Genomic DNA, 26,717 nt, shown 5'->3' with positions numbered 1-26,717 from the left:
GTTGATATATTCCCTAACCCTAAGTTTGTAGGGCTGGTTCGGAAATATTCGAGATTAAAGATCAACAAACGTTACAATTCTAATCGGTTCAGACCTCTGGATAGACTGACTTAAATAAATTTCTTCCTCCCCAATTAACTGGAATGACTGCTTATCTTTACACCTTAACCGAATTACAAGAAGACATCACCTTGAATCCTCAACGATGGCGTCCCCTGGTTTTTACCAATGGTTGTTTTGATTTAATTCATGCGGGTCATGTTCGCTATTTACAGGCAGCTAAGGCATTAGGACGATCACTGGTGGTCGGATTAAATAGCGATTCATCTGTCCAAACCCTGAAACCTCAAAAACCCGGACATCCTCCCCGCCCCATCGTCCCAGAAGCACAACGGGCTGAAGTCTTAGCTAGTCTGAAGCCCATTGATGGGGTAGTAATTTTTTCCGAAACCACCGCCGATTATCTCATCCAAACCCTGAAACCCGATATTTATGTTAAAGGTGGAGACTATACCTTAGAAACCTTGCCAGAAGCCCCGATTGTACAAGCCTATGGGGGTCAAGTTGCCTTCATTAATATTGAAGTCCCCTCCTCCACCAGCGCCCTAATTCAAAGGATTCTCAACGGTTAACTATTGACCGATCCTTGTACAATAGTCAAGGTGAAGAATGCCATGCTCAACCCCAATTACCTAATGCCACGCCCCATGACTGACCTGACCACTTCCCCCCAAGAGAACTATGCCATGAGTGCGGATGAATTGCGCTCTGGGCTTTTTAGTGCCTCAGCAAAGGCTCAATTCCAACTATTAGAAACATTAACCCAAGGTGGGGAAACGGTTTGGGAAGTGTTAATGGAATTTTTATTAAAACAACAATCTAATCCCTTTAGTTTAATTAACGGTAAAGTTTATCAAATTTTATATACCGCTATTCCCACTTCCGAAAAAGTGAGTCATTTTTTAAAACTTCATTTTCCTACGGGAATTGTTCCCTTAAAATCCGATACCGGAATTGATTATATTCCCCTACAAACCTTACTCGCCCAACAAGACTTTTTAGAAGCGGATAAATTAAGCGTACAAAAACTTTGTGAATTAGCTGGAAGTTCTGCGGTACAAAGAAAGTGGCTTTATTTTTCCGAAATTGAACGATTCCCGATTACGGATTTACAAACCATTGATAGCCTTTGGTGTATCCATTCCGAGGGTAAATTCGGCTATTCTGTCCAGCGAGAACTTTGGCTGGGTGTGAATAAAAATTGGGATAAATTATGGCCTAAAATTGGCTGGCGCACGGGTCGCAATTGGACACGCTACCCCCAAGGATTTACCTGGGATTTAACCGCCCCAAAGGGTCATCTTCCCCTATCTAATCAGTTACGGGGCGTTAGAGTCATCGAAGCCCTACTCTCCCATCCAGCTTGGTCGCAGTCTCAACCCTCAGTGACAATCAGATAAATTAATCAAAACCAAGAGAATTTCTTCCGTTTTTTAGTTGCTTTAAATAGTATTTGGTTAGGGGTAAAAGTTTTAATTACAGCAATTATTGTGGATCAAATTATAAAAAATGGTATTGCGCCTCGATTATTAGGCGGATTTACTGGATTAAACCCCCGTTTTAATTTTACAAAGCCAGGGTGGGAGCGTGAAAGCCCACTGGCTTCAGCCGTGGGATGAAACGCGACGCAGGCACTTTTATTATGACAATTTAGGATAAATTATAAATTAAATCTTGATGAGAAAAGTTTCATCAAAGAGAAATCAATTTTTAGGGAACCTCCATCTACGGGATAGAAGGATGATTGGTTTCCCAAAATAGCCTGAGTTAATCGAATTTATTTGATCACGTCTTGAGACAAAACAATTTTTTCCATTTGCATTTGAGAGGCTACTCCCATTGAGAATAATGGTTTATAGCCGAACCAGTTAAGACTGACTTGCAAATGCAGAGACAACGTAATAAAAGCAGCCAACAATAATTTTTCTAACATAATCAACTCCCCAATCAAAAAACTTCTAGCCGCACCCTTCTATGGTAGATATATCTATATTAATAAGACGATGTTTCTTTTCCGTATGATTCCCTACAATGTTGATAGGTGATAAAATTCACATCAAATTCTGATCTGAATCACAAATCGTCAACACCTCAACGGCTAACCGTCAACCGTTAACGGTAAAATAACGCAATAGAGGTTTTTTGATAGAGTGAGAAGGAAAAATGCTGGCATATATTCTAGCGATTGCAGTGGGTTTAGCAAGTTTTGGCCTTTATCTAGCCGCCTTCTTCTTTCCAGAAGTTCACCGGAAAAGTGATTTCGTCTGGAGTGGAGTTGGATTGTTCTATGGCTTGATTCTGTGGGCCTGTGCGGGACGAATTACCGGAGCCGTACTATTAGGTCAGGTGGCGAGTGTGTCCCTGTTGATTTGGTTTGGATGGGAAGTTCTGACCCTACGACGAACAGCAACCCCCGCCACAGAAAAAACCCCGATTCCGGCGAAGGTGAAAAAACGAGTTAACGGTTTGATTGGTGTTCAGTCTCCGGTAATTTTTCCTGAACCTGTACGGGATATTGTTACTACTCCCGAACCCGTCTTTGAGAATAACCCAGTGGTTGCTCAAACCCCAGTAGAAACACAGGAACAACCCGAACCAGAAGTTATTTCCCCATCCTCAGAAATTGTAGAGGAACCTCCGCTTCCCCCTATAACCGAAGGACAGAATCTTCCTGAAGTCGAAGAAACACCATCAGTAACTCCCTTAACTTCGGATACCCCGGTAAAAACACCCAAGGTTAAAGCTGACAAACCCCCAGTTACTCCCAAGGTCAAGACTGCAAAAACGACGTCTAAAACCCAAAAATCTATCCCGGCGCTCGCTGGAACTTTATCTAGTTTTATTGGTAATTTAACGGGTTTATTTAATAAAAAACCCAAAACCCCCAGCAAACCGAAATCCCCGGAACCCACCCCTGTTCCCCCCGTTACGGTTGTAGAAGATAATCAGAAGGTGGCGAAGGATGAATTTGCTGAATTTGAGGATTTAGAAACAAAAATTGTTGAGGAGAACTCTACTCCAAAAACTGCGGTTAGTGTTCCCGAAATCGTAGAAGAAGTTGAAAAACCTGCCCCTTCACCCTTTGAAAAAATTGTTACTTCCCAGATTGAAGGAGTGGTGGAGATAATCACAGAACAGGTGAATCCTATAGTTGAGGAAATACAGGAATCTGTGACAGAAGAAATATCCTCAGAAACTAATAATTTAGAACCAGAAACCGTTGTGGAAGTTATTACAATTTCTGAAATTGAAACAGCTTCAGAAATAACGGAATCCGAGGAAATTAATCCGTCCCCATCGGTTACACCTGAACCGTCTGAACAAAAATAAGCGCGAATCTAAACCAGAATCATGACCACTTGGCTTTGTATCAAACAATGTGGGGCTTGCTGTCATCTTGACCCCAGTGAACGTCCTGAATTAGATCAATATTTAGCCCCGAAAGACTTACAATTATATTTGAGTTTAGTCGGGGAAGATGGATGGTGTATTAATTTTGATTCTGAAACTAAAGAATGCAAAATTTATGATCAGCGCCCTCGATTTTGTCGGGTAGAATCCGATATTTTTCAAGAATTATATGGAATTGAAGCATCAGAATTAAATGATTTTGCCATTGATTGTTGTCAACAACAAATTGAAGGAGTCTATGGGGATTCTTCCCCGGAAATAGAGCGTTTTAATCAAGCGGTCGGGTATGAATCCTAGGGACTTTCTCAGTTTTTTATTGCCGGATGGGGTAAAATATGAAAAGATTATGATATAGTTTTGATATTACCCCAACCGTCAACCAATGATGAACACAGATTCAAGAGGATTAAGAGGATTTCACCGATTACGTTCCTTGCTTCGCTCAAGATTTATTTAGTGCGAAGCTCTTAGGATAATCCGCACAATCATATTAATCCGTATTAATCAGTGTCAAACAAATGCAAAAAACGTAATCCGTGAAATCTGTGAAATCAGTGTTTAAAGACCCCGCTAGTAACCTATCTGCGATCGCGGATCAACAGCAAGATTCAGCAAAACCCAATACGGGGAAAATTTTTGTTTCCACATTCATTACTATTTTTTTAGCTGAAATTGGAGATAAAACCCAACTTACAACTTTATTAATGACAGCAGAATCCCATAATCCTTGGATAGTTTTTGCTGGGGCGGGAAGCGCATTAGTTTTAACCAGTTTTTTAGGGGTTTTAGTCGGACAATGGTTAGCTTCTCGGATTTCACCCAGAACCTTGGAACTGGCTGCGGGTAGCAGTTTATTATTGATTTCGGTGCTATTGTTTTGGGAAGTTTTACACTAAATTAGTTATAATTAAGTCTATGGATTTTCAACTATTAGGATTGACTTTTATCACGGTTTTTCTATCAGAATTAGGAGATAAAAGTCAAGTGGCTGCGATCGCTCTCAGTGGTACTAGCAAATCCCCCCGCGCGGTCTTTTTTGGTACAGCCACCGCCTTATTATTAGCCAGTTTCCTCGGTGTGATAGTTGGACAAGGATTTGCGGAAGTTCTACCCGCTCGTCTAGTTAAAATAGCAGCCGCCATCGGTTTTGCGGTATTAGGAATTCGATTATTATGGTTTACGGGAATACCAGGTAAGCCTAAAGATCAGTCACTTGAGTGCTGAGATATAAGCGACTCGTTCAGTTTTGCCTGGTTAATTATTTAATTGTTCTCACTATAGCAGAAGCAAAGGCTTTTACAAAGTGTGATTATTTTTCTTAATCAAACCTTTGTTATTTTATCTGGTTATGAGTTTAAAATGAATAGATAACCTGTAATAGTTAAGACCATGACCGAACCCTCTGAACGGCCAGCTATTGAGAATCTTCGGGGTAAATTCACCAGTCCAGACCTTCAACAACGACTTAAAGCACTTTCAGACTGTCTAAAATTTGATCAAGGTTTAGATTTACTAGCGCAGCAAGCATTAACCGACCCTTCAGAACAGGTTAAACAATCTGCGTATTGGGTGTTGTATGGTGATAATCCTTATTTAACTGAAAATGTTAATTTGCGATCGCCTAATATTATACCTCAAGATACAATTTCTTGTGTAGCAATTAGTTCAGAATATAAAATTATCGTCGGTGGCGGTTGGAAAACCATCAGAATTTGGAATTTAGATACAGGAAAATTAATTAATACAATTAATGCCCATTCCCATTGGGTTTTATCCGTTGCGATTAGTTCCAATGGTCAATATTTAGTTAGTAGTAGTATTGACAAAACCGTTAAGTTATGGAATTTAAAAACTAAAATTAATTTGCATACTTTTACGGGTCATACCAGTTGGGTTAATGTGGTTAAAATTACCCCAGATAATCAAACCTTAATTAGTGGAAGTGCCGATAAAACGATTAAACTATGGAATTTAGAAAGTAAACAAATTATCCATAGTTTTAACGGTCATACCGGATGGATTTCTTGTTTAGCAATAAGTTCAGATAGTAAATTTTTAGTGAGTGGAAGCACAGATAAAACCATAAAATCATGGGATTTGACAAACAAACAATTATTAAGAACTCTTGAAGGACATTCAGATTGGATTCAAAATGTCGCCATTAGTTCTGATAATCAATCTTTAGTTACAGGTAGTCGAGATGGAACTCTTAAAATTTGGCAAAAAGATCCTAATACTCAAGGTAAAAATGAAAATTTTAATATTCCTTTTGTAACCGATGTTTTGAGTTTCTTTTTTGGAAAGAGTAATAATCAATCCCCATTTCAATTACTTGTCAATAGTTTAAAATGTGTTAAGACTATCACCGGAAAATTTCAAACAATGACTAATTTTGATATTACTTCTAATGGTAATATTCAAGTCATGGGAACAAATAATGGCAGTATTTATATTCAAAACCTTAATCAATACCCTAATCCATCTCGTAAAATTACAGGTCATGCTGGATTTATTGGTTCTATTGCTGTTAGTGCTAATAGTAAACTATTTGTTAGTGGGAGTCGGAATTGGATCAAACTTTGGAATTTACAAACAGGAGAAATTTTAAATATTTTAGAAGGTGAGTCTCCTAAACTAACATCGTTAAAAATTAATTCCCCAGGAAAAACTTTATATTGTGGTGACTATCAAGAGTTTACTATTCAAGGTTTCGATCAATATAATAAACCGATTAAAATTGAAAATATAACTTGGACTGCTACAGGAGGAGAGGTCGAAGACGGAATATTCCAAGCCGGAAATATATCAGGTTCTAACTTTAAAATAGAAGCACAAGTTAACTCTGTTAATTGTCAAATTTTAATAACAATTCTTGAAAAACCTAAACTAACATCGTTAAAAATTAATCCTTCAGGACAAACTTTATATTGTGGTGACTCTCAACAATTTAGTGTTAAAGGTTTTGATCAATATAATCAACCTTTTTCCCTCGGACAAGTTCGTTGGACTGCTACAGGAGGAACGATTAAAAACGGACTATTTACAGCCGGAAATATATCAGGTTCTAACTTTAAAATAGAAGCACAAGTTAACTCTGTTAATTGTCAAATTATAATTACAATTCCTGAAAACCCCAAACTAACATCGTTAACAATTAATCCTTCAGGACAAACTTTATATTGTGGGGACTCTCAACAATTTAATGTTAAAGGTTTTGATCAATATAATCAATCTATTTCCATCGGACAAGTCACTTGGACGGCTGACAATATACAAATTCCTAATAATGGAATATTTGTTGCGGGTCACTTTGAAAAAACGGTTACTATTACCGCAAAGGTTCAAACTATTAGTCAATCTGTCCAAGTTGAAGTTATTGAACGTCCAAGATTAACCTCTTTGATCATTTCTCCATCATTGATAGAAATGTGTCCGGGTCAAACCTATCAATTTACAGTTGAGGGTTTAGATCAAAGAGGAAATTATATTGCAATTAAAAATGTCAATTGGACTGCAACAGGAGGCAAAATTAATGGCAATGGAATTTATATTGTTGGGAATAATAGTAAAGGAAAATTCACCGTCACCGCTTCAATACCTGGTAAAACAATTAGCGCAACGGCTAAAATCATTGTTCCTTCTATTTTAACTAATCTGATCATTTCACCGCAGACTATTTCTGCTGAACCTAATGAACCGATAACGTTTCAAGTCATGGGTTTAGATCAGATTGGAGATTGGTTTTGGGTGAATAATATTGAATGGAAATGTACCGCCGGAGGTCGAATAGACCGAGAGGGAATTTTTAAGGGCGGTTACGATAAAAGGCAAGTTACTGTAACGGCTCAAGTTGGCTCGCTTCAAGTTAGTACAACTGTTAATATATTACCTGTTTTAAGACGGATTAAAATTTATCCCCCTCAAAATATTTTTCTTGAACCCAATGAAAGTATAACTTTTAATGTCGTTGGGTTTGATCAATATGGAAATGAAATTGAAACAGGAAATATTGTCTGGGAAGCAAAAGGGGGAAGAATTGATCGGAATGGGAAATTTACCGCTAAGGATAATGATAAAGGGTCATATAAAGTAACGGCTAAAGTTTCTCCATTATCTCCCTATGATATTCGCTCAAAAATATTAGCCTTTGGCATTTATACAAAATTAATATCTCGGAGTATTTTCTGGACAGAACGGTTATCTTCTCTGAGTGATAATATTCAAAGTTTATTATTGTATAATTCTGCGGAAACAGAGATTCAAGAGGAATCTGAAACAACTAATAATATCTCTCCCGCTTCTGAGCAAAATTCGTCTTCAGAACTATTTAATTTTGAAATCGCTTTTCAAGCATGGGTGATCAAACAGGCGATTAAAATAAGTATTCGTTTATTAAATTGGGTGGGTAATTCTTGTATTAATTTGGCTCAAATTAGTGATTCTGTTAAGATCCAGGTTGTTCCTGTTTTAAGAAGGTTAAGAATTCAGCCAGAACGAGTTAAAATTAAATCTGATCAATATTTTAAATTACAAGTTACTGGATTTGATCAACTTGAAATTAAATCTGATCAACATTTTCAATTTGAAGTTACTGGATTTGATCAGCAGGGAGATTTTATCGAACCTAATTATATTGAATGGGAGGCAACTGGGGGAACAATTAATCAGAATGGTTATTTTGTTCCTTCAGCATCCTCTGATGGAAGTTATGAAGTTTCTGCTAAAGCTATCCCAGAGAATATTATCGATTTAGCTGAGTTTAAAATTGTTCGGGTGACTCCAAAGCCAGATGTTTATATGGCACAAGATTTTAGCAATAGAAATCCGGTTAAAGGTTCTGTCATAGATAAAGTGATTAAAACGGTCGGTGAAACAATAGAAAAATTAGATAATTCCAAAAATAATCCTAACCCCGAACGAACATCACGTCCAACACCAAGTCCGACTCCACGCCCAACACCACGTCCAACCCCAAGTCCGACTCCACGTCCGACCCCAAGTCCAACACCAAGTCCGACTCCACGTCCAACACCAAGTCCAACACCAAGTCCAACACCAAGTCCAACACCAAGTCCAACACCAAGTCCGACTCCACGTCCAACACCAAGTCCAACACCAAGTCCAACACCAAGTCCAACACCAAGTCCCGAACCCAAGAAAAACCCGAAAAACGAACTCGCAACCACAATTTCACCCCGGATAGGAGTTGTTAGCCTTGTTAGCCTTGAAAATAAAAAGAAACCCTTCATTGGCGATTTAATTAATGATGATGAACCAGATGAAGAAGATCTAAATCGAATCGAAGAAGAAGAAATCTCAGGGGATATTATCGCGGATGAAGATGAGGAGGGCAAAGCTGCAAAAGTAGCAAAATCTCGGAAAAGGACTCAGGCTAAGAAAAAACACTATACAGAAGATTCGATTCATCTCTATCTGCAAGAAATCGGTCGGATTCGATTATTACGCGCGGATGAAGAAATTGAACTCGCTCGTAAAATTGCCGACTTACTCGAACTAGAGCGAATTCGAGAGAAACTAATGGAACATTACGACCGCGAACCCAATGAGCAGGAATGGGCGAGCGCGGTTGAGATGAGGTTGCCAGAGTTCCGCCGCCGTCTTTATATTGGCCGTCGGGCAAAAGATAAGATGGTAAAGTCTAATTTACGACTGGTGGTTTCGATTGCCAAAAAATACAGGAATCGAGGTCTTTCTTTCCAAGATTTAATTCAAGAAGGCAGTTTAGGATTAATTAGAGCCGCCGAGAAATTTGATCACGAAAAAGGTTACAAATTTTCCATTTATGCTACATGGTGGATTCGTCAAGCCATTACCCGGGCAATTGCCGATCAATCTCGGACAATCCGACTACCAGTTCACCTGTATGAAACCATTTCTCGGATTAAAAAAACTACCAAGTTATTATCTCAAGAAATGGGTCGTAAAGCCACGGAAGAAGAAATCGCAACTCGCATGGAAATGACCATCGAGAAGTTACGGTTTATTGCTAAATCGGCTCAACTTCCGATTTCTTTAGAAACACCGATTGGGAAAGAAGAAGATTCTCGTTTAGGGAATTTTATTGAATCCGATGGCGAAACTCCTGAAGATTATGTTTCTAAGAATCTATTACGAGAAGATTTAGAAAAGGTATTAGATACCCTCAGTCCCCGTGAACGAGATGTCTTACGTTTACGTTATGGATTAGATGATGGTCAGATGAAGACATTAGAAGAAATTGGTGAGATTTTTAATGTCACCCGTGAACGCATTCTTCAAATAGAGGCGAAAGCTCTCAGAAAGTTACGTCATCCTAACCGCAATAGTATCTTGAAAGAATATATAAGGTAGTTGTGATTTTATGACCTAAAGCAGTGCGAGCGTCCTCGCTCGCTACACCCCAACATCCACCAATTAATTGTTTTAATATTATTGTATTTGCGATCGCCCATTCTTATATTAATATCAATTATTGACCGCGATCGCACTTCAGAATAAATTGCCAAAAATATACTATAATTAAATTCAGTAACGAGGCAAACTCTATGAACTTGACTACGACACAACACAAGTATATAGAACTGAATGAAAACAACGTTCCCTACATTGCCGGAACAACCATGAAAGTAATTGAATTAGTTTCCGGTCATCTGGCTTTTGGTTGGAGTCCCGAAGAAATTAAATTTCAACATCCCTATTTAAGCATGAGTCAAATTTATTCTACCTTAGCTTACTATTGGGATAATAAAGAAGAACTAGATGCTGATATACAGCGACGATTTGAGAATGTTGAAACGTTACGTCAACAAGCAGGTGAATCTGCTTTAGTTAAAAAACTTCGCACCCAGGGACTCATTAAATGACCCTAAAATTATTGTTTTAATATTATTGTATTTGCGATCGCACATTCTTATATTAATATCAATTTTAGTAAGATGGTGCGTGTTAATTTGATTGGGGTGGCGATCGCTCCTATTTAAAACAGTGTGATTACTTGAAAATGGATCAAATTTAAGATATAATTAATTAATCCTAACTAGGGTGATAAACCGATGCAACTCGAAAACTATTTCGACTTTTTACGTCCTGATGATATTCGGATCAAAGGAACTCGGATCGGGATCGAAACAGTTCTTTATGATTTCATTCATCGCGCCCGTACCCCTGAAGACATTGCTCAAACCTACCCATCTTTAACCTTAGAACAGGTTTATGCCACAATTTTGTATTACTTACACAACACAGAAACCATCAATCAATATATTGCCAATTGGTTAGAGTGGAGTCATGAAAAATGGCAAAATCAGCAATTAAATCCAACACCAACCCTGCTGCGATTACGCGAAATTCGAGCAGAAATGAAAAGAGCAGGAAAAAATAATGGAACTGAAATATCTATTAGATGAAAATATTGCTCCTATCTATAAAGTTCAACTTGCTAAACAGAATCGGGATTTAATTGTTTGGAGAGTTGGTGATCCGAATAGTCCAAAAATGGGGACACTAGATCCAGATATTCTAACTTGGTGTGAGAAATTAGGTTTTATCTTAGTAACAAATAACCGGGCTTCTATGCCTGTTCACTTGGTTGATCATATCAATGTAGGGGGTCATATTCCTGGTATTTTTATCCTTAACCCCAAGTTAAGTATAGGTGCAAATATTGAGGAACTGATTTTTCTAGCAGAGGTTTCTTTTAGAGATGAATACCAGGATCAAATTATTCATCTACCTTATAGTTATTTATTGTAAATCAGTGGTGATTATTGCTATTCTTTAAAAAAGTTTAATTATTTGAAAATGGATCGAATTTAAGATATAATAATCTATACCGTTTTTAACTCATTAATCCCTAATAAACTCATGAACCTTGATGACCTGCTGAAAAGTTATCGTCAAGAAATTTTAAGGATTGCGGCTCAATATGGAGCCTATAATATCCGAATCTTTGGATCTGTGGCTAGAAATGAAGCAGATTCTAATAGTGATGTAGATTTCTTAGTTGAGCTTGAACCCGGAAGAAGTCTTTTCGATTTAGGTGGACTGCTGATGGACTTACAAAATTTATTAGGGTGTCCAGTTGATGTTGTTACAGAAAAAGGTTTAAAAAAACGCATTCGTGAACAAGTATTAAAAGAAGCAATTTCCTTATGAGAAGTGATTCCAAAATATAGATTTTAAGCTCACCTCCAAAAATCAATTTTATTGTTTCCACAACTTCACTGTCCGGTCATAACTTCCCGTTGCTAACCATTGACCATCCCCACTAAACGCCACCGTAAAAACATCACTTTCATGGGCTTTAATTGTTTCTAATAATATCCCTTTTTGGACATCCCAAATATCAATTATTCCCTGTCCTCCTCCACTCACTAAAAACCGATTATCTGGACTAAAAATAATATTAAATATCTCTTGATCATCGGCTCTTAATGTTCTTAATAAACCCCATTTTTCCTGTTGCTTTTGCCATATTCTAATCATGCCATTTTTAGACGCCGAAGCCAATAATTGACCATTTAAACTAAACGCCACACTTCTCACCCAGTCCCCATGACCTGTTAAACTTTGGACTTCCTTTGCTGTGTTCAAATCCCAAATTTTTACCGTTTGATCTCGACTCCCACTTGCCAACTTTTGACTATCCAAACTAAACGCCACACTATAAACTCGGTCTTGATGACCTGTTAAGGTAAACCCCCGTTTTCCCTTATTCATATTCCAAATTTCAATAGTTTTATCTCGACTTCCACTCGCTAATAATTGACCATTGGGACTAAACGCCACCGCTTCCACCCCGTCTTGATGACCCGTGAGGGTATACCACCTTTTACCCTTGGTCATATCCCAAATTTCAATAGTTTGATCCCGACTCCCACTGGCTAAAGTCTTGCTATCAGGACTAAAAGCAATGGTCGTGATCCAGTTACTATGACCAACTAAGGTATACCACCGTTTCCCCGAGTCCAGCCGCCAAATTTCAATCGTCTGATCCTGACTCCCACTCGCCAACGTCTGGCCATCGGGACTGAAAGCCACTCCCGTAATAGCGTTGCGATGACCACTGAGGGTATGTACACACTTCCAAGAGGGCGCTTGCAACGGTTGAACACGCTGCTGTTGTGGCGGTGTGAGTTGTTGGACGGTGCGGGGGGGTAAGGTCTGGGAGGGCGATGGGATTGGAGTTCTAACGGTTTGTGGTGCGGGAGATGGGGGGGATGGGGTTTGTAAATGGCGGGCGATCGCTGGAGGTATGCCACTCGGATGCAGATCTTTTAATACTTTTAAAGCAGAATCATAACGTTGACTGGGTAATACTGCTAACATTTTATCTAATATTTTTCCTAATTCCGCACTCACAAAATTCTGTTTTAAATAATCTCGCCAAATCCACCGATCTTCATGGATATCATATAAATCAAAAGGAGAAATTTGCGTCATTAAATAAATACAAGTTACCCCTAAACTATAAATATCACTGCTATAAATTGCCTGTCCTCTAGTTTGTTCCGGGGCGACATATTCGGGACTACCAATTACTGTTCCCATGATTGGCACTTGAGTATCGGTGACAACCTTTGCCGCCCCAAAATCTACTAATACTAACTGACCTTGAGGTTGAGAACCCGCAGGAGTATTTGGAGGCGAAGATTCTCCCCGCAATTGTTGTAAAACTTCGGGACGAACTAAAGGTAATTGTGCAGATAAAGAACCCTCCCTAAGAATAATATTAGCGGGTTTAATATCTCGGTGAATTACCCGATGATGATGAATAAATTGTAAAACAGGTAATAAGTCATCTAAGACTTGACGAATTTGGGCTTGATTAAATACTCCTTGATGTAAAAGTTCTTCTTCTAAATTCGGCCCATTAATAAATTCTTGGACTAAATATTGATGATTGTCTTGTTCAAAATGGGCTAATAATTCAGGAATTTGGGGATGTTTTCCTAACTCATCTAATCTTTCTGCTTCTCGATGAAATAACTCAATGGCTTTTTGAGAATTTCCCTGCATTTGAGGATGAAATTGTTTAATCACGCAAGCAGGACGGGAGGGTTTATCTTCATCCACCGCCAAAAATGTTTTGCCAAACCCCCCATGACCAATCACTTTAACAGCCCGATACCGTTCTCTTAATAACAATTTTGCCCCACAGGTTAAACAGAATTTAACCTCTGGGGTGTTCTGGGGTTGAGGGCATTGGGGATTTAGGCAATAACTCATTATGATATAACTCAAACTAGCCTAAGTTTATTTTAGTCTAAGATAACCTTAATAAACCGGGTTTTTGGGATCATACCTTCGCTATTTTTTTTCTGTTGAAGCAACCACAAAGACACAAAGACACGAAGGAAGAGATCAAGGAGGTATTTAAGGTTGATAGCAGTTTTTATTCGGGTGAGGGACTTGTGAGGGTTTCGGTTTTGTCCCTCCTATACTCAGACACTGCTCTTTGTGTCTTTGTGTCTTTGTGGTGACAAGTGCAGAAGCATTCTTAAAGATCACCGTGACAACGATCGCCTATTTTAATTGTTATACTATCGTTATATGTGTATAATTTAGGATTAAAACCATTAAAAGCTATGATGGAAACTCTATTAGAATTGGAATCGGAAACTAAGTTAATCACCCTAGACGAATTTCTGGACTGGGTTCCCGATGGTTACGGACGGTATGAATTACATCAAGGAGTTATTAAAGAAATGCAGCCTACAGGAACTCATGAACAAGTCGCTGGAGAAATTGCTGCGGAGTTAACCTTAGAAATTCGGCGTTTACAATTACCTTACCTTATTCCTCGACAATGTATTATCAAACCGATTGATTCTGATAATTCAGGTTATATTCCAGATGTGACCGTGATCAATAAAAATGCTCTGGAAAATGAACCAATGTGGAAAAAGCGCTCAACTATTACTCAAGGTGAAAGTTTACCTTTAGTGGTAGAAGTTGTGAGTACGAATTGGCAAGATGATTATTTAATGAAATTATCAGAATATGAAAAATTAGGAATTAAAGAATATTGGATTATTGATTATTTGGGGTTAGGAGGTCGGCGCTATATTGGCAATCCTAAACAGCCAACAATTTCTGTTTATCAAATGATTGATGGGGAATATATGGTAAATTTATTTAGAGAAAATGATAGAATAGAATCGGCTATATTCCCCGAATTAAATTTAACCCCAACACAAATTTTTCAGTTAGGGGAATCTTGATTTCCTATTTCCTATTTCCTATTTCCTATTTCCTATTCCCTATTCCCTATTCCCTATTCCCTATTCCCTGTTCCCTATTCCCTGTTCCCTGTTCCCTATTCCCTGTTCCCTATAATAACCGTAATTACCTAGCAATCTGACTCATATAATCTCGCCATAATTGAGCCGCATTTGCACTGCTGCCATTAGTAGGAGAATTATCATCATTCCCTAACCAAACTCCCGTGGTTAATTGAGAATCAGGAAGATAACCAATAAACCACAAATCAATATTATCATTTGTCGTTCCAGTTTTACCCGCTTCTCCTAACCCGATATAGGCACTTTTAGCCGTACCCCGACGAATTGCTCCTTGCAATAAGGTTGTCATGGTTTCGGCGACAGAAGCAGATAAAACCGAGGGAATTGTTGGATTTTGCTGATCATAAGCATAAATCACCCGACAAGTATTAATATCATTAAAATCCGTACAATCACTACTATCTAAAATTCGTTTAATTGCATGGGGAGAATGACGTAAACCATTATTAGCAATAGTATTATAAGATCCGGTAATTTCTAATAGATTCACCTCACTTTGACCTAACACTAAACCTGGAACAGGATCAAGTTTTGACTTAATTCCTAGGCGTTTTGCCATGTCAATAACTCGATCTAATCCAACATCTTGAGCAATTCTCAGGGCGATCACATTTTCTGATAATGCTAACCCTCTATACATATCCAGATCGCCCCCACTGCGTTCACACCCTTGATAAGTTTGTCCTTTCCAAGTTAAGGGTTCACAGGAATAGATTTGACCCGGAGGAATACCTTGATCAAGTGCTGCTAAATAGGTAAATAATTTAAACGTTGATCCCGGTTGACGTTGAGCTTGGGTAACACGATTAAACTGACTTTCTTTATAGTCCGTACCCCCCGCCATGGCTAAAATTTCCCCGGTATCAGAATCTAATGTTACCAGACCTCCTTGAGAAAATCCATCAGTTGCTCCTCTAGTCTGAATTGAACTTTTTAGGGAAGATTCGGCAATGGTTTGCATGGAAGGATTTAATGCTGTTTCTACAATAAAATTGCCTTCCCTGGCTAATTGTTCCCCTAATAATTTCTCTAATTCAGCAAAAATATAATCATAAAAATAGGGAGCAATGGTACTTTCTAAAAACTCCTGAGCTTTAGGATTAATTTCAATCCGAGAACGGCGAGCGCGATCGGCTTCATCTTCACTAACCATGCCCAATTCTAACATCCGACTAATCACCCGATCGCGATACTCCACCGCTAATTGATAATTTTGAATCGGATTAAAACTATTCGGAGCGGGTAAAATTCCCACTAAGGTTGCTGCTTCTGAAAGAGTTAAATCCCGGGCAGATTTGTTAAAATAGAATTTAGCCGCATCCTCAAACCCATATAAATTAATCCCCAAATAAACCCGATTCAAATAGGTTTTGAGGAGCTTATTTTTACCATAAACCGCTTCTAATTTCAGGGCTACAACCGCTTCCTTAAATTTCCGCCCCGCCGAATCTTCTGTACCGACATAATCCCGATATAAACTCCGGGCTAACTGTTGAGAAAGGGTACTTCCTCCTTCTCGAATTTCCCCATCCCGCACATTGGTTAATAATGCCCGCAATGTTCCTAATGGATCAATTCCCAAATGCCAGTAAAACCGAGCATCCTCAGAGGCGACAACGGCTTTGGGTAAATAGGTGCCAAAATCCGATAACTTATCCGCTTCTAAATGGGCGATCGTATTAGCTTCTCGCAGGGGACGGCCATCGGCGGCGTGAATAATCACTGGCCCGGTTACGGTTTTTGGTAAGGGATCGACTTCAAATTTTTGCGACTCAAACAGCACCACAATGCCCACGGCGGCGCTTAAACCACAGATTCCATAAAACCCATAACGGAGGGTTTGCAGATACCAAGGAGGCGGATCACGATATTCGACCCGGGCAACGGAGGCTAATTCCGGGGGCCCCAAGGTGAAACTATCCCCATGTCGTAACGGCAATTCCTTAACCCGTCTTCGTCCCCAATATAGACCATTCGTGGAGTTTTCATCCTGAATCATAAACCCGGTGCGACTCGGCAATAATCCTGTTTTTTTGGCAGATCGGACAATACTGATATGGGTTTGGCTAACCAGGGGGTTACGAACAACAATATCGCAGGTTCGGGAAGATCGCCCGACCACATAGTGATCGCCTAATAGGGGATAAACTTCGGCTTTGTTAGTATCAGCCTGATGTACTATCAGTTCTGGGACTTTGGCATTGGGTTTGAGGATCAGCCGAGAAAAATTAACTTTGGCGTGAAGGGTCTGGACAACCTGTGTGATTGTGTTCAGGAGTGTTTGAGGTTTCTGAGGAGGCAAGGGGGTGGACATTTTCAGCACTCAGACTTGCGTGGGTCTGTATCTATTGTACCGTTTCGTTTCAGGACTCAGGTTTTAATTGTGTGAACATTGCCATAATTAAACACCAGATTCCAATATTAATCGAGATATCTGCCAAATTGAATACGGGAAAATTAATTAGTTGAAAATCTAGGAAATCCACGACATGACCAGAAACAAACCGATCAATTCCATTCCCTAAAGCTCCTCCTAAGATTAAACCATATCCAACCTGTTCCCAAGGGTGCAGACGGGGGCCAAACCAAGCCATTGCCATTAATCCGAGGCTCACCAATAATGATAGCCAACGTAACCACAAGATGCCCCCATTACTAAATAAACTAAAGGCTGCTCCTGTATTTGTAACATAGGTAAGGTGAAACACATCACGCCACAGGGGTAAAGTTTCTCCTAGTTCAAAATTTTGTACCACCCACAATTTAGTCAGATGATCCACAATTAAACTAACCAGAGCAACTATCCAGAAATTCCAATTCTTCTTAAATCGCATAAATCAGGGAACAGGGAATGGGTAATGGGTAATGGGTAATGGGTAATACCAATCAACGGTCAATAAACTACTTTAATAAAATAGTAATCCTCTTAAAAGATAAGATAAAACAGCTACTGCACAACTGACCGCTAATTGTCCGGGGAAAGGTTGGATAGAATATTTTTCCACCGCATCTCCCAGAATAATTCCTTGGGTAGCAACGCCATTAAAAACGTGACTTAAACTTAAATAAATTAACCCTACACTGTGAACCGTAAGTAATCCACATAAACAACTAAAGGCTAATAATTCTAATTTAGGTAAGGCTTTAAAAGCTAAAAAACCACAGAGCCATCCGCCGGGAATAAACCCTAATAAATATCCAAAGGTGGGCTGTTTTAAATAATCTATTCCTCCGCCTTCTGAAAAAATGGGTAATAGAGTTAATCCCAAAGCCAGATAAGCAATTTGGGACATGGCGGCGGCATTTTTCCCTCCTAAACAACCCACTAACAAAACTGCCCCAATTTGATAGGTAACACCCAAAGAGTGAACTGCAACATTTTCTTGTTGCCAAAGCCAAGAGGGACTGGTGACAAAGGCTTCTAAAAAAGTACCACCAATCGTTAATAAAACACCAATAATTGCCCAGAAAAAATCAGAGGTCGTTGTCACAATAGGGAAATATTAACCATTAGGAAAAATTAGGAATAGTAGCTTCACCCCCTTCAAGTCCCAAGGATTTTAACATCGCCTGATCCTGTTCGGGAGCTTGACCTAAAGTGGTTAAATAATTACCAATTAACATGGCATTAATTCCCGATCTTAACCCCTTTCCTTGCAATTCTCCCATGATCGCCTCCCGTCCTCCCGCATAGCGGAGAATTTGAGTTGGAAGAATTAAACGAAAAATTGCGATCGCTTTTAAGGCTTCATAGGGATCTAGTTTAGATTGTTCGGATAGAGGAGTTCCCGAGCGTGGGTTTAATAAATTAATTGGCACAGACTCCACCTCTAATTCAGCTAGGGAGAAGGCCAAATCTATCCGATCTTCCCAAGTTTCTCCCATTCCTAAAATTCCCCCGGTACAGGCTTGAATTCCTGCCGCTTTCAGGTTTTTAACGGTTTGTACCCGATCTTCCCAGGTATGGGTAGTTACTACTTGGGGATAAAAGGCTTTTGAGGCTTCTAAATTATGGTTATAGCGAGTAACTCCCGCCTCAGCTAAAGCCTGAGCTTGTTCTAAGGTTAATTCCCCTAAAGCACAACAGGGTTTAACATTAGTTTCTTGAATAATTCGTTTAACCGTGGCTAAAACCTGTTCAAATTCCGAGGATTTTGGACTATTATATTTAATTCCTCGTCCTTGAGAAACTAAACAAAATCTGGCGGCTCCGGCGGCTTCTGCGGCTTTAGCATTGTCTAAAATTTCATCACTGGACTTTAATCCATAAATCGGAGAAGCTTCCCCTGGATGATGGACAGATTGAGAACAAAAACCGCAGTTTTCTGAACAATTTCCCGATTTAATATTAACAATACTACAGAGATCAACGGTATTACCACAGCAGGCTTGACGAACTTGATCGGCGGCTTGACAGAGTAATAAAATTTGTTCTTGATCTTCAATCTTTGTTAGAGCTAAGGCTGCTTCTCGACTAATGCGATCGCCAGATATAATTCTTTCAACTAATTTATTTAGCCAGATTTGTAGGTCTTCTAGGGTTTCCCAATTTTGAGGAACTTCCAATGGGGAATCACTCAACGAAGACAAACTATTAAGAGCGGGTCGTGCTGGAACTACATTGATCATGCCAGAATTGCCAGTTATTAAAATGATTGTTGACGGTTAAGAGTTATAGCGGGGAGTTATGAATTACGAATTACGAATGGGTAATGGGTAATCGGTAATGGGTAATATTTGATTTCCCCTACTCCCCCTGCTTCCCCTATTCCTGGGTTATTTTACCATCAATGGCATCGGGGCAATCCTTAACCCTCCCTTAACCCTAACTTGTTATGGAGACGATATTCTTTACCGTATTGACCCTAACAAAATACTGATTTTTTTAGTTATGCCGTTTTCTTTGAATTCTATTCGTTCTTCCAGTCGATTTGTAGCTAGATTTTCCGTCTTAGCCTTGAGTTTGAGTTTAGCCGCCTGCGGTGGCAGTAATACTACAACTAGCACGGCTCCAAATGCAACACCAGGGACAGAAGGAGCGGCTAATAATACCCCCGCCCCCAGTCCAGCCCAACTCGTTGCGTTAGAACAACCTGTGGCATTAATCGGTGCGGGGGCTTCATTCCCGGCTCCTTTATATCAACGCTGGGCTAGTGATATTAGTAGCGGCACCAAAAATCTACAAATTGATTATCAATCCGTGGGTAGTGGTGCTGGGGTAGAACGTTTTGTACAAGGGTTAGTTCAATTTGGTGCAAGTGATGTCGCCATGACCGATGAAGAAATTGCTAAAGTCCCCAACGGCGTTTTACTCCTACCCATGACCGCCGGAAGTATTGTTTTAGCATACAATATCCCCGATGTAGGAGAAGTTAAATTATCTCAACAAAACCTAATTGATATCTTTTTAGGTAAAATTACTAATTGGAATGATCCAGCCCTAGCCACAGATAATCAGGGTGTCACCTTCCCTGATTTACCGATTCAAGTTATCTATCGTTCCGATGGTAGCGGTACGACGGGAGTTTTCACAAAAAATTTAGCCGCGATGAGTGAAGATTGGAACAGTACCGTGGGAGAAGGTAAAACCGTTCAATGGCCCGTAGGTATTGGCGGTAAGGGTAACGAGGGGGTTACGGCTCAAATCAGTCAAACGCCCGGTTCTATTGGTTATATTGAATATGGGTTTGCCAAAAGTGCTAACTTAAAAATGGCCTCTTTACAAAATAAAGCGGGAAATTTTATTCAACCCAATGATGAGTCAGCCGCAAAAACCCTCGAATTCGTAGAATTACCCGAAAATTTACGCGCTTTTATTACTAATCCTGAAGGAGCCGAATCCTATCCAATTGTTAGCTACTCTTGGATTATGGCCTATCAAAAGTACGATAAACCAGAAACAGCTAAATCCGTTGAAGCCATGATTCAATATGGACTCACTGAAGGTCAAAAAGTCAGTCCCCAACTGGGTTATATTCCCCTACCTGCTGCGGTAGTCAAAAAAGTAGCAGCAAAAGCGGATCAAATCAGCCCAGACTTTACAATTAAAGTTGAGTAATCGGGTAAATTCCTGCACAGGATGAACCAGGCTTAGTTAATACTCAACTTGACATTTGTAAGTTGTAAACAGACGGGCAGGATGGCATTTGAAGTATTTAAACCTGTTGAGGTTAAACTTGAAATTGCCTCCTTGCCCTATTCAGTTTGGGGTTGTTATCTTTTCAAAAATGATAATCAAGGTTATTTATTTCCATTAATCCTGTATAATTTTCAATGTATGGTTGTACCCAATCAGAATGTAACAGCAATTCCGCAATCTCGTTCCCCGATCGAAAAAAAACTTGATCAAGGTTTTGTTTGGTTAACCCAAATTTTTGCCTGGGGGATTGTTGTCGTCTTATTATTACTGGGTTTTCCCATCGCTCAACAAGCAATTCCCGCCATTCAACAGTTTGGATTGGGGTTTTTATTCGGTAGTGATTGGAACCCGGTTGCTAATCAATATGGCGTGTTTCCCATGATTGCTGGGACGTTGATGAGTTCATTAATTGCCCTATTATTTGCAGTACCTTTAGGTGTGGGAACCGCAATTTTCCTCAGTGAAGATTTTATTCCTCCCTCGATTCGCACCGCCTTAACCTTTCTGGTAGAATTGTTAGCCGCCATTCCCAGTGTGGTTTATGGTCTTTGGGGAATTTTTGTATTAATTCCTTTTTTAAGACCTTTTGGGATGTTCATGTATAAAAATTTCGGCTGGATTCCTTTATTTAGTACCCCTCCTGGGGGGCCGGGATTATTTCCTGCCGGGGTGATTTTAGCGATTATGACTCTGCCAATTATTACGGCAATTTCTAGGGATTCCTTAGCCAGTTTACCTCCTGATTTACGTCAAGCTTCTTTAGGTTTAGGGGCGACTCGGTGGGTGACGATTTTTAGAGTTTTAATTCCGGCCGCTTTTTCTGGAATTGTGGGCGGAATTATGTTAGGACTGGGGCGGGCTATGGGAGAAACTATGGCAGCTACAATGATTATTGGTAACTCTAATAATCTCAGACCTTCCATATTTGCACCGGCGAATACTATTGCTTCTTTGATGGCAAATCAATTTCCAGAAGCTTCGGGTTTACAGGTTTCGGCTTTGATGTATGCGGGCTTAGTTTTGTTTGCCCTCACCCTATTAGTCAATATTGCGGCGGAGTGGATTGTTAATCAAGTTAAAGCTAAATATCAATAATCTGCATCAGGAGTAATTAATCCTGTTAGAAGAATCTGATCAGCTTGAAAAATTTAGTATTTTTTCTGTATGTCAAATCTAACAAAAGATCCGAATTATTCTGAAGGCAATAACTTTAGTTTAATTCGTAATCCTAGAAGTTCCAGGGATATTTTTGAATTGTTAATGACGGGGATTGCATCGGCTTGTATTGTGATTACCTTGATACCGCTTGTGGCGGTTTTGTCTTATATTTTTATCAAGGGGTCTGCCCGTTTAAATTTAGATTTATTCACCAAACTGCCCCCATCTGCGGGACAAACAACTGGAGGCATTGCCAGCGCGATTTTAGGAACAATTCAAGTCGTTTCTATTGCCACTTTGATTGCAGTTCCCTTTGGGATTCTAGCAGCTATTTTCCTCTCTGAATTTGGGGGAAATGGTCAAGTTGTGCGGTGGATTCGATTTACCACTAATGTTTTAAGTGGTGTTCCTTCTATTATTGCGGGGGTATTTGCTTACAGTTTTATTGTCTTAAAAATGGGGTCTTTTTCAGTTCTGGCGGGGGCAATTGCCCTCTCGGTTTTGATGTTACCCACGATTATTCGCACCACCGATGAAGCCTTACAAATTGTTCCCCAGGAAATTCGCTGGGCTTCGGTGGGGGTAGGTGCTTCTAATTATCAAACGGTTTTACAAGTAGTGCTTCCTGCCTGCTTACCTGCGATTTTAACCGGAGTTACCTTAGCCGTCGCCAGAGCCGCTGGAGAAACTGCACCCTTATTATTTACAGTTGTTTATACTAATAACTGGCCGGGAGCAATATTTTCTCAAACTCTCCCATCCCTAGCCTATTTGGTTTTTGAATTTGCTAGAGGATTTGATCAAGTTTTACAGGAATTTGCCTGGGCTGCGTCTTTGGTAATTGTGGTTTTAGTTTTATTAACTAGCATAATTGCTCGTTGGGCAACTCGGCAAAAACAGTTTTAAGTCTGAGCTTTCCACCTGGGAATTTTTATTCCTGGGTTAGTTGGTTCTGTTTAACTTGAATCTGTATCTAACGATCATCATAATTTAGTATTAATTAAATAAAATACTCTATTTTGATGTTGATTTTTTTGATGTTTTATACCTTCAGGAGTTGATTTTTATGTCTGATGCCCATGACTATCCTTCTACCCAGATGGAAACGGTAATCAAAACGGAAAATATTGATATATATTACGGGGATTTTAAGGCCGTTAGGGGTGTTTGTTTGGATATTCCAAAAAACAGAGTTACGGCTTTTATTGGGCCGTCAGGCTGCGGGAAAAGTACAATTCTGCGCTGTTTTAATCGTCTCAATGATTTAGTTCAAGGATTCAAACTGAAAGGTAATATTTTCTATCATAATCAAAATCTGTATGCACCTAATGTTGATCCCGTAGAAGTTCGTCGCCGCATTGGGATGGTATTCCAAAAACCTAACCCTTTTCCTAAGTCAATTTATGATAATATTGCCTATGGAGTCCGAGTCAATAAGTTAGCTAAAAATAAAGCCGAATTAGATGAAATTGTCGAAAAATCCCTACGTCAAGCGGTGTTATGGGATGAGGTAAAAGATAAACTGGGTCAAAGTGGTTTTGCCCTATCTGGAGGTCAACAACAACGGCTTTGTATTGCCCGGGCGATCGCGATTAATCCTGATGTAGTATTAATGGATGAACCCTGTGCTTCCCTTGACCCGATTTCTACTTTATCGGTAGAGGATTTACTCCACGAACTCAAACAAAAATACACGATTATTATTGTCACCCACAATATGCAGCAAGCCACAAGGGTTGCCGATATGACAGCATTTTTTAATGCTAAAGCCATTGAAGGTGGGAAACGCTTTGGCTATTTGGTGGAGTATAACGATACCCAAAGTATTTTTCAAAACCCCAAAGAAGAATCCACTCAACAATATGTGAGTGGTCGCTTTGGTTAATCAGTTAACAGTCATCAGTTAACAGTCATCAGTTAACAGTCATCAGTTAACAGTTTATAGTTTATAGTCATCAGTTGGGAGATAACTCCACACTAATCACTAAGCTAGTAACGCATCCAAATAGATCATCGGGAAATAATGACTGTTAACTCTCAACTCTCAACTGTTAACTGATAACTGATGACTGATAACTGATTTATGGGTTTTTTATCCATTGACGCAGGATATTATCTTTAACCATACTCTGGCATAATACTTCGAGTAGGTAATCTTGGGCTTCTTCTAAATTTAGGTTTTTGACTTGTTCTCGGAGAATTTGTAATTTGAATTGTTGTTCAAGACTGAGGTTTGCAGGCGTTTTCATGTTCACTCCTCTAACTGAGTTGTACAAATCACGAAGATTGGGACTGACTAAGTTTATCTATATCACACTGAATGTAAAGTATCGTAACAAGTCCTTGACAATCTGTCCACAATGCACATTTTTAAACTAATCTCTGTTACAGAAATTAAAAATGGACTCAGAATCGACTTATGATAGAGGTCAAACCCATAAATCATAGTCAGTCAAGGAATTTTAAGCGTGATGGATGCAATAGAATTTTTTCGCAAAAGTGCTGGAACTTGGCGATCGCAACGGACAACCCACCATTTAGCCTTCAGACAAGCTGAGAAAGGCTTTTCAGATATTCAAGTCACCAGCTTGGATGCAGACGACCCTAGAGTGATCGAAATTTGTCAGATGCACAATGTTGACCCTAGTTTATCCGCCGGGGGAGCCTATGTCACCTGGGCCGGGGAAATGGCCTGGGATAAGGACGATGAAAACCATAAGGGAGAAACGGTATTTGCCATTGTTCCCGACCCGGAAAATCCCCGTAAAGGTCAAATGTTGCGAGAACGGGGTTATGCAGAAATTATGCCCGTGGCGGGTCAATTTGAGATGGATGAGAACGATGCTTTAATTTTAATTACTGAATATGAAACCATGAGTGCGATTGAGCGTTTCTGGTTTATGGGTTCGGATATTCGGATGCGAACCAGTGCGGTTAAACGGTTTGGTGGGTTCAATACCTCCACCTTTTGTACGGAAATTCGGGTTAATCCTGATGCGGAAACGGTTTTGGAATCTACCCCAGAGGATAGTCAGTTTTATTCAGCTTTTGGCTGGTAATTTCTACGTTGGGTGGGTACAAATCCCTAACTCACCTAATCTTTATGGGAATTAAGCAAGCATCCTATGTATATCGTACTTGCTTAAGTCCTGTTTTATCAGAAAATTCTTAACAGCTTAAGGTTTAACCTCTACAGGGTCAGTTGAGGTTTCAGTAACTTCAGGTTCTTGGAGAAGTAAGCGTTGTTTTTCCCGAAATTGAGTCGCCGCATCTTGAATATTTTGGCGTTGTTTATTTCCTACCGCTTCATAATCAACATTAAATCTCCCTAACCGAGAATTATGAATAATATCTAACATTGTTCTCCCACTATTTTCACCACTCAGGGGGTCTGGGTTATCAGAACGTTGAAATTGTTGTAAAGGGGTAGCGGAAGTAGATTGAGCTAGACTGACTGAATTGAACCCAAAAACTCCCATCCCAGCAGCTACAAAAGTACAAGAGAAGATGCCCAGAGCCGATTTTAATTGCTTAAATTGCACGATCACAACCTCACGATTTCAAAAATAACTATAAAAACTTAGATTCCCATATTATAGCTACATTTTCTGAAAATTCAACATAAATATACCCCCCTAACATGGGTGAACAGTTGGGAGGATTAATAGGCATAAAGTTTTTCTAAAGTTGATGGGTTTGTTTAGGCAAAACGACGCTTTAATAAAGGCTGAATCGATAATAAAGCCAAGGTTGCAAACCCTATTAATACTAACAACGCACCGCCGAAAGTAATCGTAGCAAAGGGGGCTTCCATGACCACACTATTGAATGCCCAATCTTGATTGAGGTATAAATAACGAATGGGTTCAATCGCATAACTTAGGGGATTCAGACAAACCACCACCTGTAACCAATTTGGCATAAAAGATAAAGGAGCGAGGGCGGTACTGGCAAATAAAAGCGGTAAATTGGTGACAAAAATTACCGCAATTAATTCAATATGACCGGGTAAGGCAAAAGCTAATCCTAGACTTAAACCTGTTACTCCCAAAACCAATAGAAACACAATCAGGGTAATGATACTTAATCCGGTAATTCCGGGTAATCCTGCCCCTAAAAATGCTCCGGCGGTAATAATAACAGAGGTTTGAATTAAACTCAGAGTAACTATATAAATTGCCGAGGCTAAAACAATCGAAAATCGAGAGACTAAAGGAGCGACTAATAACCGATTTAGAAAGCCAAATTCTCGATCAAACATGATTGGCAATCCGGCATTTAAGGCTCCGGCAAATGCTGTGAAAACAATAATTCCCGCAGCTAAAAACTGAGCATAATTTAGAGTTCCGCCAAACAATCCTTTGGGGGCATTTTGAAATAATGCTCCAAATAAAATTAACCACATTAAGGGTTGAATAATCCCAGCAATTAAGGTGGAAGGACGACGTTTTAATTGAATAAACAATCTCCGGGTTAAGGCCATTGTTTCTTGGATAAATTCCCCGACTAAATTTGGTTGCTGATCAGCCGTTTGATTAGGGGTTAAAATTTTAACAGAGGTTGTTGAACTACTCATGATTATTAAGGTTTTGACAATTAACGATATCGGTAACAGTTTGTTTGATTAGATTGTACAAAAAATTAGG

General features: G+C 39.4%; 26 protein-coding genes and 1 pseudogene. 18 read left to right on the top strand and 9 right to left on the bottom strand.

Features of this window, described 5'->3' with window-relative positions:
* Positions 1–143: 143 nt before the first annotated feature.
* Together rfaE2 and NMG88_RS02325 are read left to right on the top strand one after the other, a co-directional pair.
* Complete coding sequence (rfaE2, locus tag NMG88_RS02330) at positions 144–632, top strand: D-glycero-beta-D-manno-heptose 1-phosphate adenylyltransferase (protein ID WP_042151474.1); 489 nt, start codon at positions 144–146, stop codon at positions 630–632.
* A gap of 75 nt (positions 633–707) precedes the next feature.
* On the top strand, positions 708–1,460 hold the full coding sequence (locus NMG88_RS02325) for a GUN4 domain-containing protein (protein WP_042156990.1): 753 nt from the start codon (positions 708–710) through the stop codon (positions 1,458–1,460).
* Between the two features lie 377 nt (positions 1,461–1,837).
* Here NMG88_RS02325 and NMG88_RS02320 read toward each other — a convergent pair whose 3' ends face one another.
* Positions 1,838–1,993 (bottom strand): hypothetical protein, encoded by a 156-nt coding sequence (locus NMG88_RS02320; protein ID WP_155806209.1) that lies wholly within the window; start codon positions 1,991–1,993, stop codon positions 1,838–1,840.
* Positions 1,994–2,223: 230 nt separating this feature from the next.
* Here NMG88_RS02320 and NMG88_RS02315 point away from each other — a divergent pair, with 230 nt between their 5' ends.
* The 10 genes and pseudogenes from NMG88_RS02315 to NMG88_RS02270 all read left to right on the top strand — a co-directional run bounded on the left by NMG88_RS02315 (position 2,224) and on the right by NMG88_RS02270 (position 11,625).
* Positions 2,224–3,390: a Ycf66 family protein gene (locus tag NMG88_RS02315; protein ID WP_052369330.1), complete on the top strand. Its 1,167-nt coding sequence runs from the start codon at positions 2,224–2,226 to the stop codon at positions 3,388–3,390.
* Between the two features lie 21 nt (positions 3,391–3,411).
* A complete protein-coding gene (locus tag NMG88_RS02310) occupies positions 3,412–3,768 on the top strand; it encodes a YkgJ family cysteine cluster protein (protein WP_026786992.1) in 357 nt (118 codons plus the stop codon).
* Positions 3,769–4,058: 290 nt separating this feature from the next.
* Complete coding sequence (locus NMG88_RS02305) at positions 4,059–4,367, top strand: TMEM165/GDT1 family protein (protein ID WP_227351445.1); 309 nt, start codon at positions 4,059–4,061, stop codon at positions 4,365–4,367.
* A gap of 19 nt (positions 4,368–4,386) precedes the next feature.
* Entirely contained in the window at positions 4,387–4,695 is a 309-nt protein-coding gene (locus tag NMG88_RS02300) for a TMEM165/GDT1 family protein (protein ID WP_027249374.1), read from the top strand.
* A 165-nt stretch (positions 4,696–4,860) separates the two neighbouring features.
* A pseudogene (locus NMG88_RS02295) lies at positions 4,861–6,045 on the top strand (WD40 repeat domain-containing protein); the annotation flags it as partial.
* Between the two features lie 2,685 nt (positions 6,046–8,730).
* Positions 8,731–9,822 carry an RNA polymerase sigma factor RpoD gene (rpoD, locus tag NMG88_RS02290; protein ID WP_430204088.1) on the top strand — a complete coding sequence of 364 codons (1,092 nt, stop codon included), beginning with the start codon at positions 8,731–8,733 and terminating at the stop codon, positions 9,820–9,822.
* A 194-nt stretch (positions 9,823–10,016) separates the two neighbouring features.
* Complete coding sequence (locus NMG88_RS02285) at positions 10,017–10,334, top strand: DUF433 domain-containing protein (protein ID WP_026793796.1); 318 nt, start codon at positions 10,017–10,019, stop codon at positions 10,332–10,334.
* A gap of 189 nt (positions 10,335–10,523) precedes the next feature.
* On the top strand, positions 10,524–10,877 hold the full coding sequence (locus tag NMG88_RS02280) for a DUF433 domain-containing protein (protein ID WP_254035074.1): 354 nt from the start codon (positions 10,524–10,526) through the stop codon (positions 10,875–10,877).
* Positions 10,852–11,223, top strand: a complete 372-nt coding sequence (locus NMG88_RS02275) for a DUF5615 family PIN-like protein (RefSeq protein WP_026793793.1) — start codon at positions 10,852–10,854, stop codon at positions 11,221–11,223. Before NMG88_RS02280 ends, NMG88_RS02275 begins: the two co-directional genes overlap by 26 nt.
* Before the next feature lie 111 nt (positions 11,224–11,334).
* Positions 11,335–11,625, top strand: coding sequence for a nucleotidyltransferase family protein (locus tag NMG88_RS02270; RefSeq protein WP_083620904.1), 291 nt, complete (start codon positions 11,335–11,337; stop codon positions 11,623–11,625).
* Between the two features lie 48 nt (positions 11,626–11,673).
* Here NMG88_RS02270 and NMG88_RS02265 read toward each other — a convergent pair whose 3' ends face one another.
* Positions 11,674–13,698, bottom strand: a complete 2,025-nt coding sequence (locus tag NMG88_RS02265; RefSeq protein WP_254035073.1) for a serine/threonine-protein kinase — start codon at positions 13,696–13,698, stop codon at positions 11,674–11,676.
* Between the two features lie 359 nt (positions 13,699–14,057).
* Between NMG88_RS02265 and NMG88_RS02260 the strand changes: the two genes are divergently transcribed.
* Entirely contained in the window at positions 14,058–14,693 is a 636-nt protein-coding gene (locus NMG88_RS02260; RefSeq protein WP_254035072.1) for a Uma2 family endonuclease, read from the top strand.
* Between the two features lie 124 nt (positions 14,694–14,817).
* Here the strand turns inward: NMG88_RS02260 and NMG88_RS02255 are convergent, their stop codons facing one another.
* The 4 genes from NMG88_RS02255 to bioB all read right to left on the bottom strand — a co-directional run bounded on the left by NMG88_RS02255 (position 14,818) and on the right by bioB (position 19,403).
* Complete coding sequence (locus NMG88_RS02255; protein ID WP_254035071.1) at positions 14,818–17,088, bottom strand: transglycosylase domain-containing protein; 2,271 nt, start codon at positions 17,086–17,088, stop codon at positions 14,818–14,820.
* A gap of 49 nt (positions 17,089–17,137) precedes the next feature.
* Positions 17,138–17,608: a signal peptidase II gene (lspA, locus tag NMG88_RS02250; RefSeq protein WP_254035070.1), complete on the bottom strand. Its 471-nt coding sequence runs from the start codon at positions 17,606–17,608 to the stop codon at positions 17,138–17,140.
* A gap of 72 nt (positions 17,609–17,680) precedes the next feature.
* The gene (locus NMG88_RS02245; RefSeq protein ID WP_144390413.1) at positions 17,681–18,265 is read right to left on the bottom strand and encodes a biotin transporter BioY; all 585 of its coding nucleotides are present in this window, start codon (positions 18,263–18,265) and stop codon (positions 17,681–17,683) included.
* 19 nt (positions 18,266–18,284) lie between these two features.
* Positions 18,285–19,403, bottom strand: coding sequence for a biotin synthase BioB (bioB, locus tag NMG88_RS02240; protein WP_042151439.1), 1,119 nt, complete (start codon positions 19,401–19,403; stop codon positions 18,285–18,287).
* Between the two features lie 262 nt (positions 19,404–19,665).
* On the opposite strand from bioB, the gene pstS reads away from it, so the two are divergent.
* The 4 genes from pstS to pstB all read left to right on the top strand — a co-directional run bounded on the left by pstS (position 19,666) and on the right by pstB (position 23,956).
* Positions 19,666–20,832, top strand: coding sequence for a phosphate ABC transporter substrate-binding protein PstS (pstS, locus tag NMG88_RS02235; RefSeq protein WP_042151436.1), 1,167 nt, complete (start codon positions 19,666–19,668; stop codon positions 20,830–20,832).
* Positions 20,833–21,051: 219 nt separating this feature from the next.
* Positions 21,052–22,008, top strand: coding sequence for a phosphate ABC transporter permease subunit PstC (gene pstC, locus NMG88_RS02230; protein ID WP_026797593.1), 957 nt, complete (start codon positions 21,052–21,054; stop codon positions 22,006–22,008).
* Between the two features lie 69 nt (positions 22,009–22,077).
* Positions 22,078–22,977, top strand: coding sequence for a phosphate ABC transporter permease PstA (gene pstA, locus NMG88_RS02225; RefSeq protein WP_042151433.1), 900 nt, complete (start codon positions 22,078–22,080; stop codon positions 22,975–22,977).
* Between the two features lie 160 nt (positions 22,978–23,137).
* Positions 23,138–23,956, top strand: coding sequence for a phosphate ABC transporter ATP-binding protein PstB (gene pstB / locus NMG88_RS02220; RefSeq protein WP_042151430.1), 819 nt, complete (start codon positions 23,138–23,140; stop codon positions 23,954–23,956).
* Positions 23,957–24,152: 196 nt separating this feature from the next.
* Here the strand turns inward: pstB and NMG88_RS02215 are convergent, their stop codons facing one another.
* Complete coding sequence (locus NMG88_RS02215; RefSeq protein ID WP_042151427.1) at positions 24,153–24,320, bottom strand: NblA/ycf18 family protein; 168 nt, start codon at positions 24,318–24,320, stop codon at positions 24,153–24,155.
* A 222-nt stretch (positions 24,321–24,542) separates the two neighbouring features.
* On the opposite strand from NMG88_RS02215, the gene NMG88_RS02210 reads away from it, so the two are divergent.
* On the top strand, positions 24,543–25,130 hold the full coding sequence (locus tag NMG88_RS02210; RefSeq protein ID WP_042151423.1) for a phycobiliprotein lyase: 588 nt from the start codon (positions 24,543–24,545) through the stop codon (positions 25,128–25,130).
* 117 nt (positions 25,131–25,247) lie between these two features.
* On the opposite strand, the gene NMG88_RS02205 is transcribed toward NMG88_RS02210, so the two are convergent.
* Positions 25,248–25,613: a hypothetical protein gene (locus NMG88_RS02205; protein WP_051340064.1), complete on the bottom strand. Its 366-nt coding sequence runs from the start codon at positions 25,611–25,613 to the stop codon at positions 25,248–25,250.
* A gap of 158 nt (positions 25,614–25,771) precedes the next feature.
* A complete protein-coding gene (locus NMG88_RS02200; protein ID WP_026787011.1) occupies positions 25,772–26,647 on the bottom strand; it encodes an ABC transporter permease in 876 nt (291 codons plus the stop codon).
* Positions 26,648–26,717: the final 70 nt, after the last annotated feature.

Source organism: Planktothrix agardhii (assembly GCF_904830935.1).
Lineage (GTDB): Bacteria > Cyanobacteriota > Cyanobacteriia > Cyanobacteriales > Microcoleaceae > Planktothrix > Planktothrix agardhii.
The sequence above is the reverse complement of the archived record's forward strand: the minus strand, read 5'-3'. Positions and strand labels throughout refer to the sequence as shown.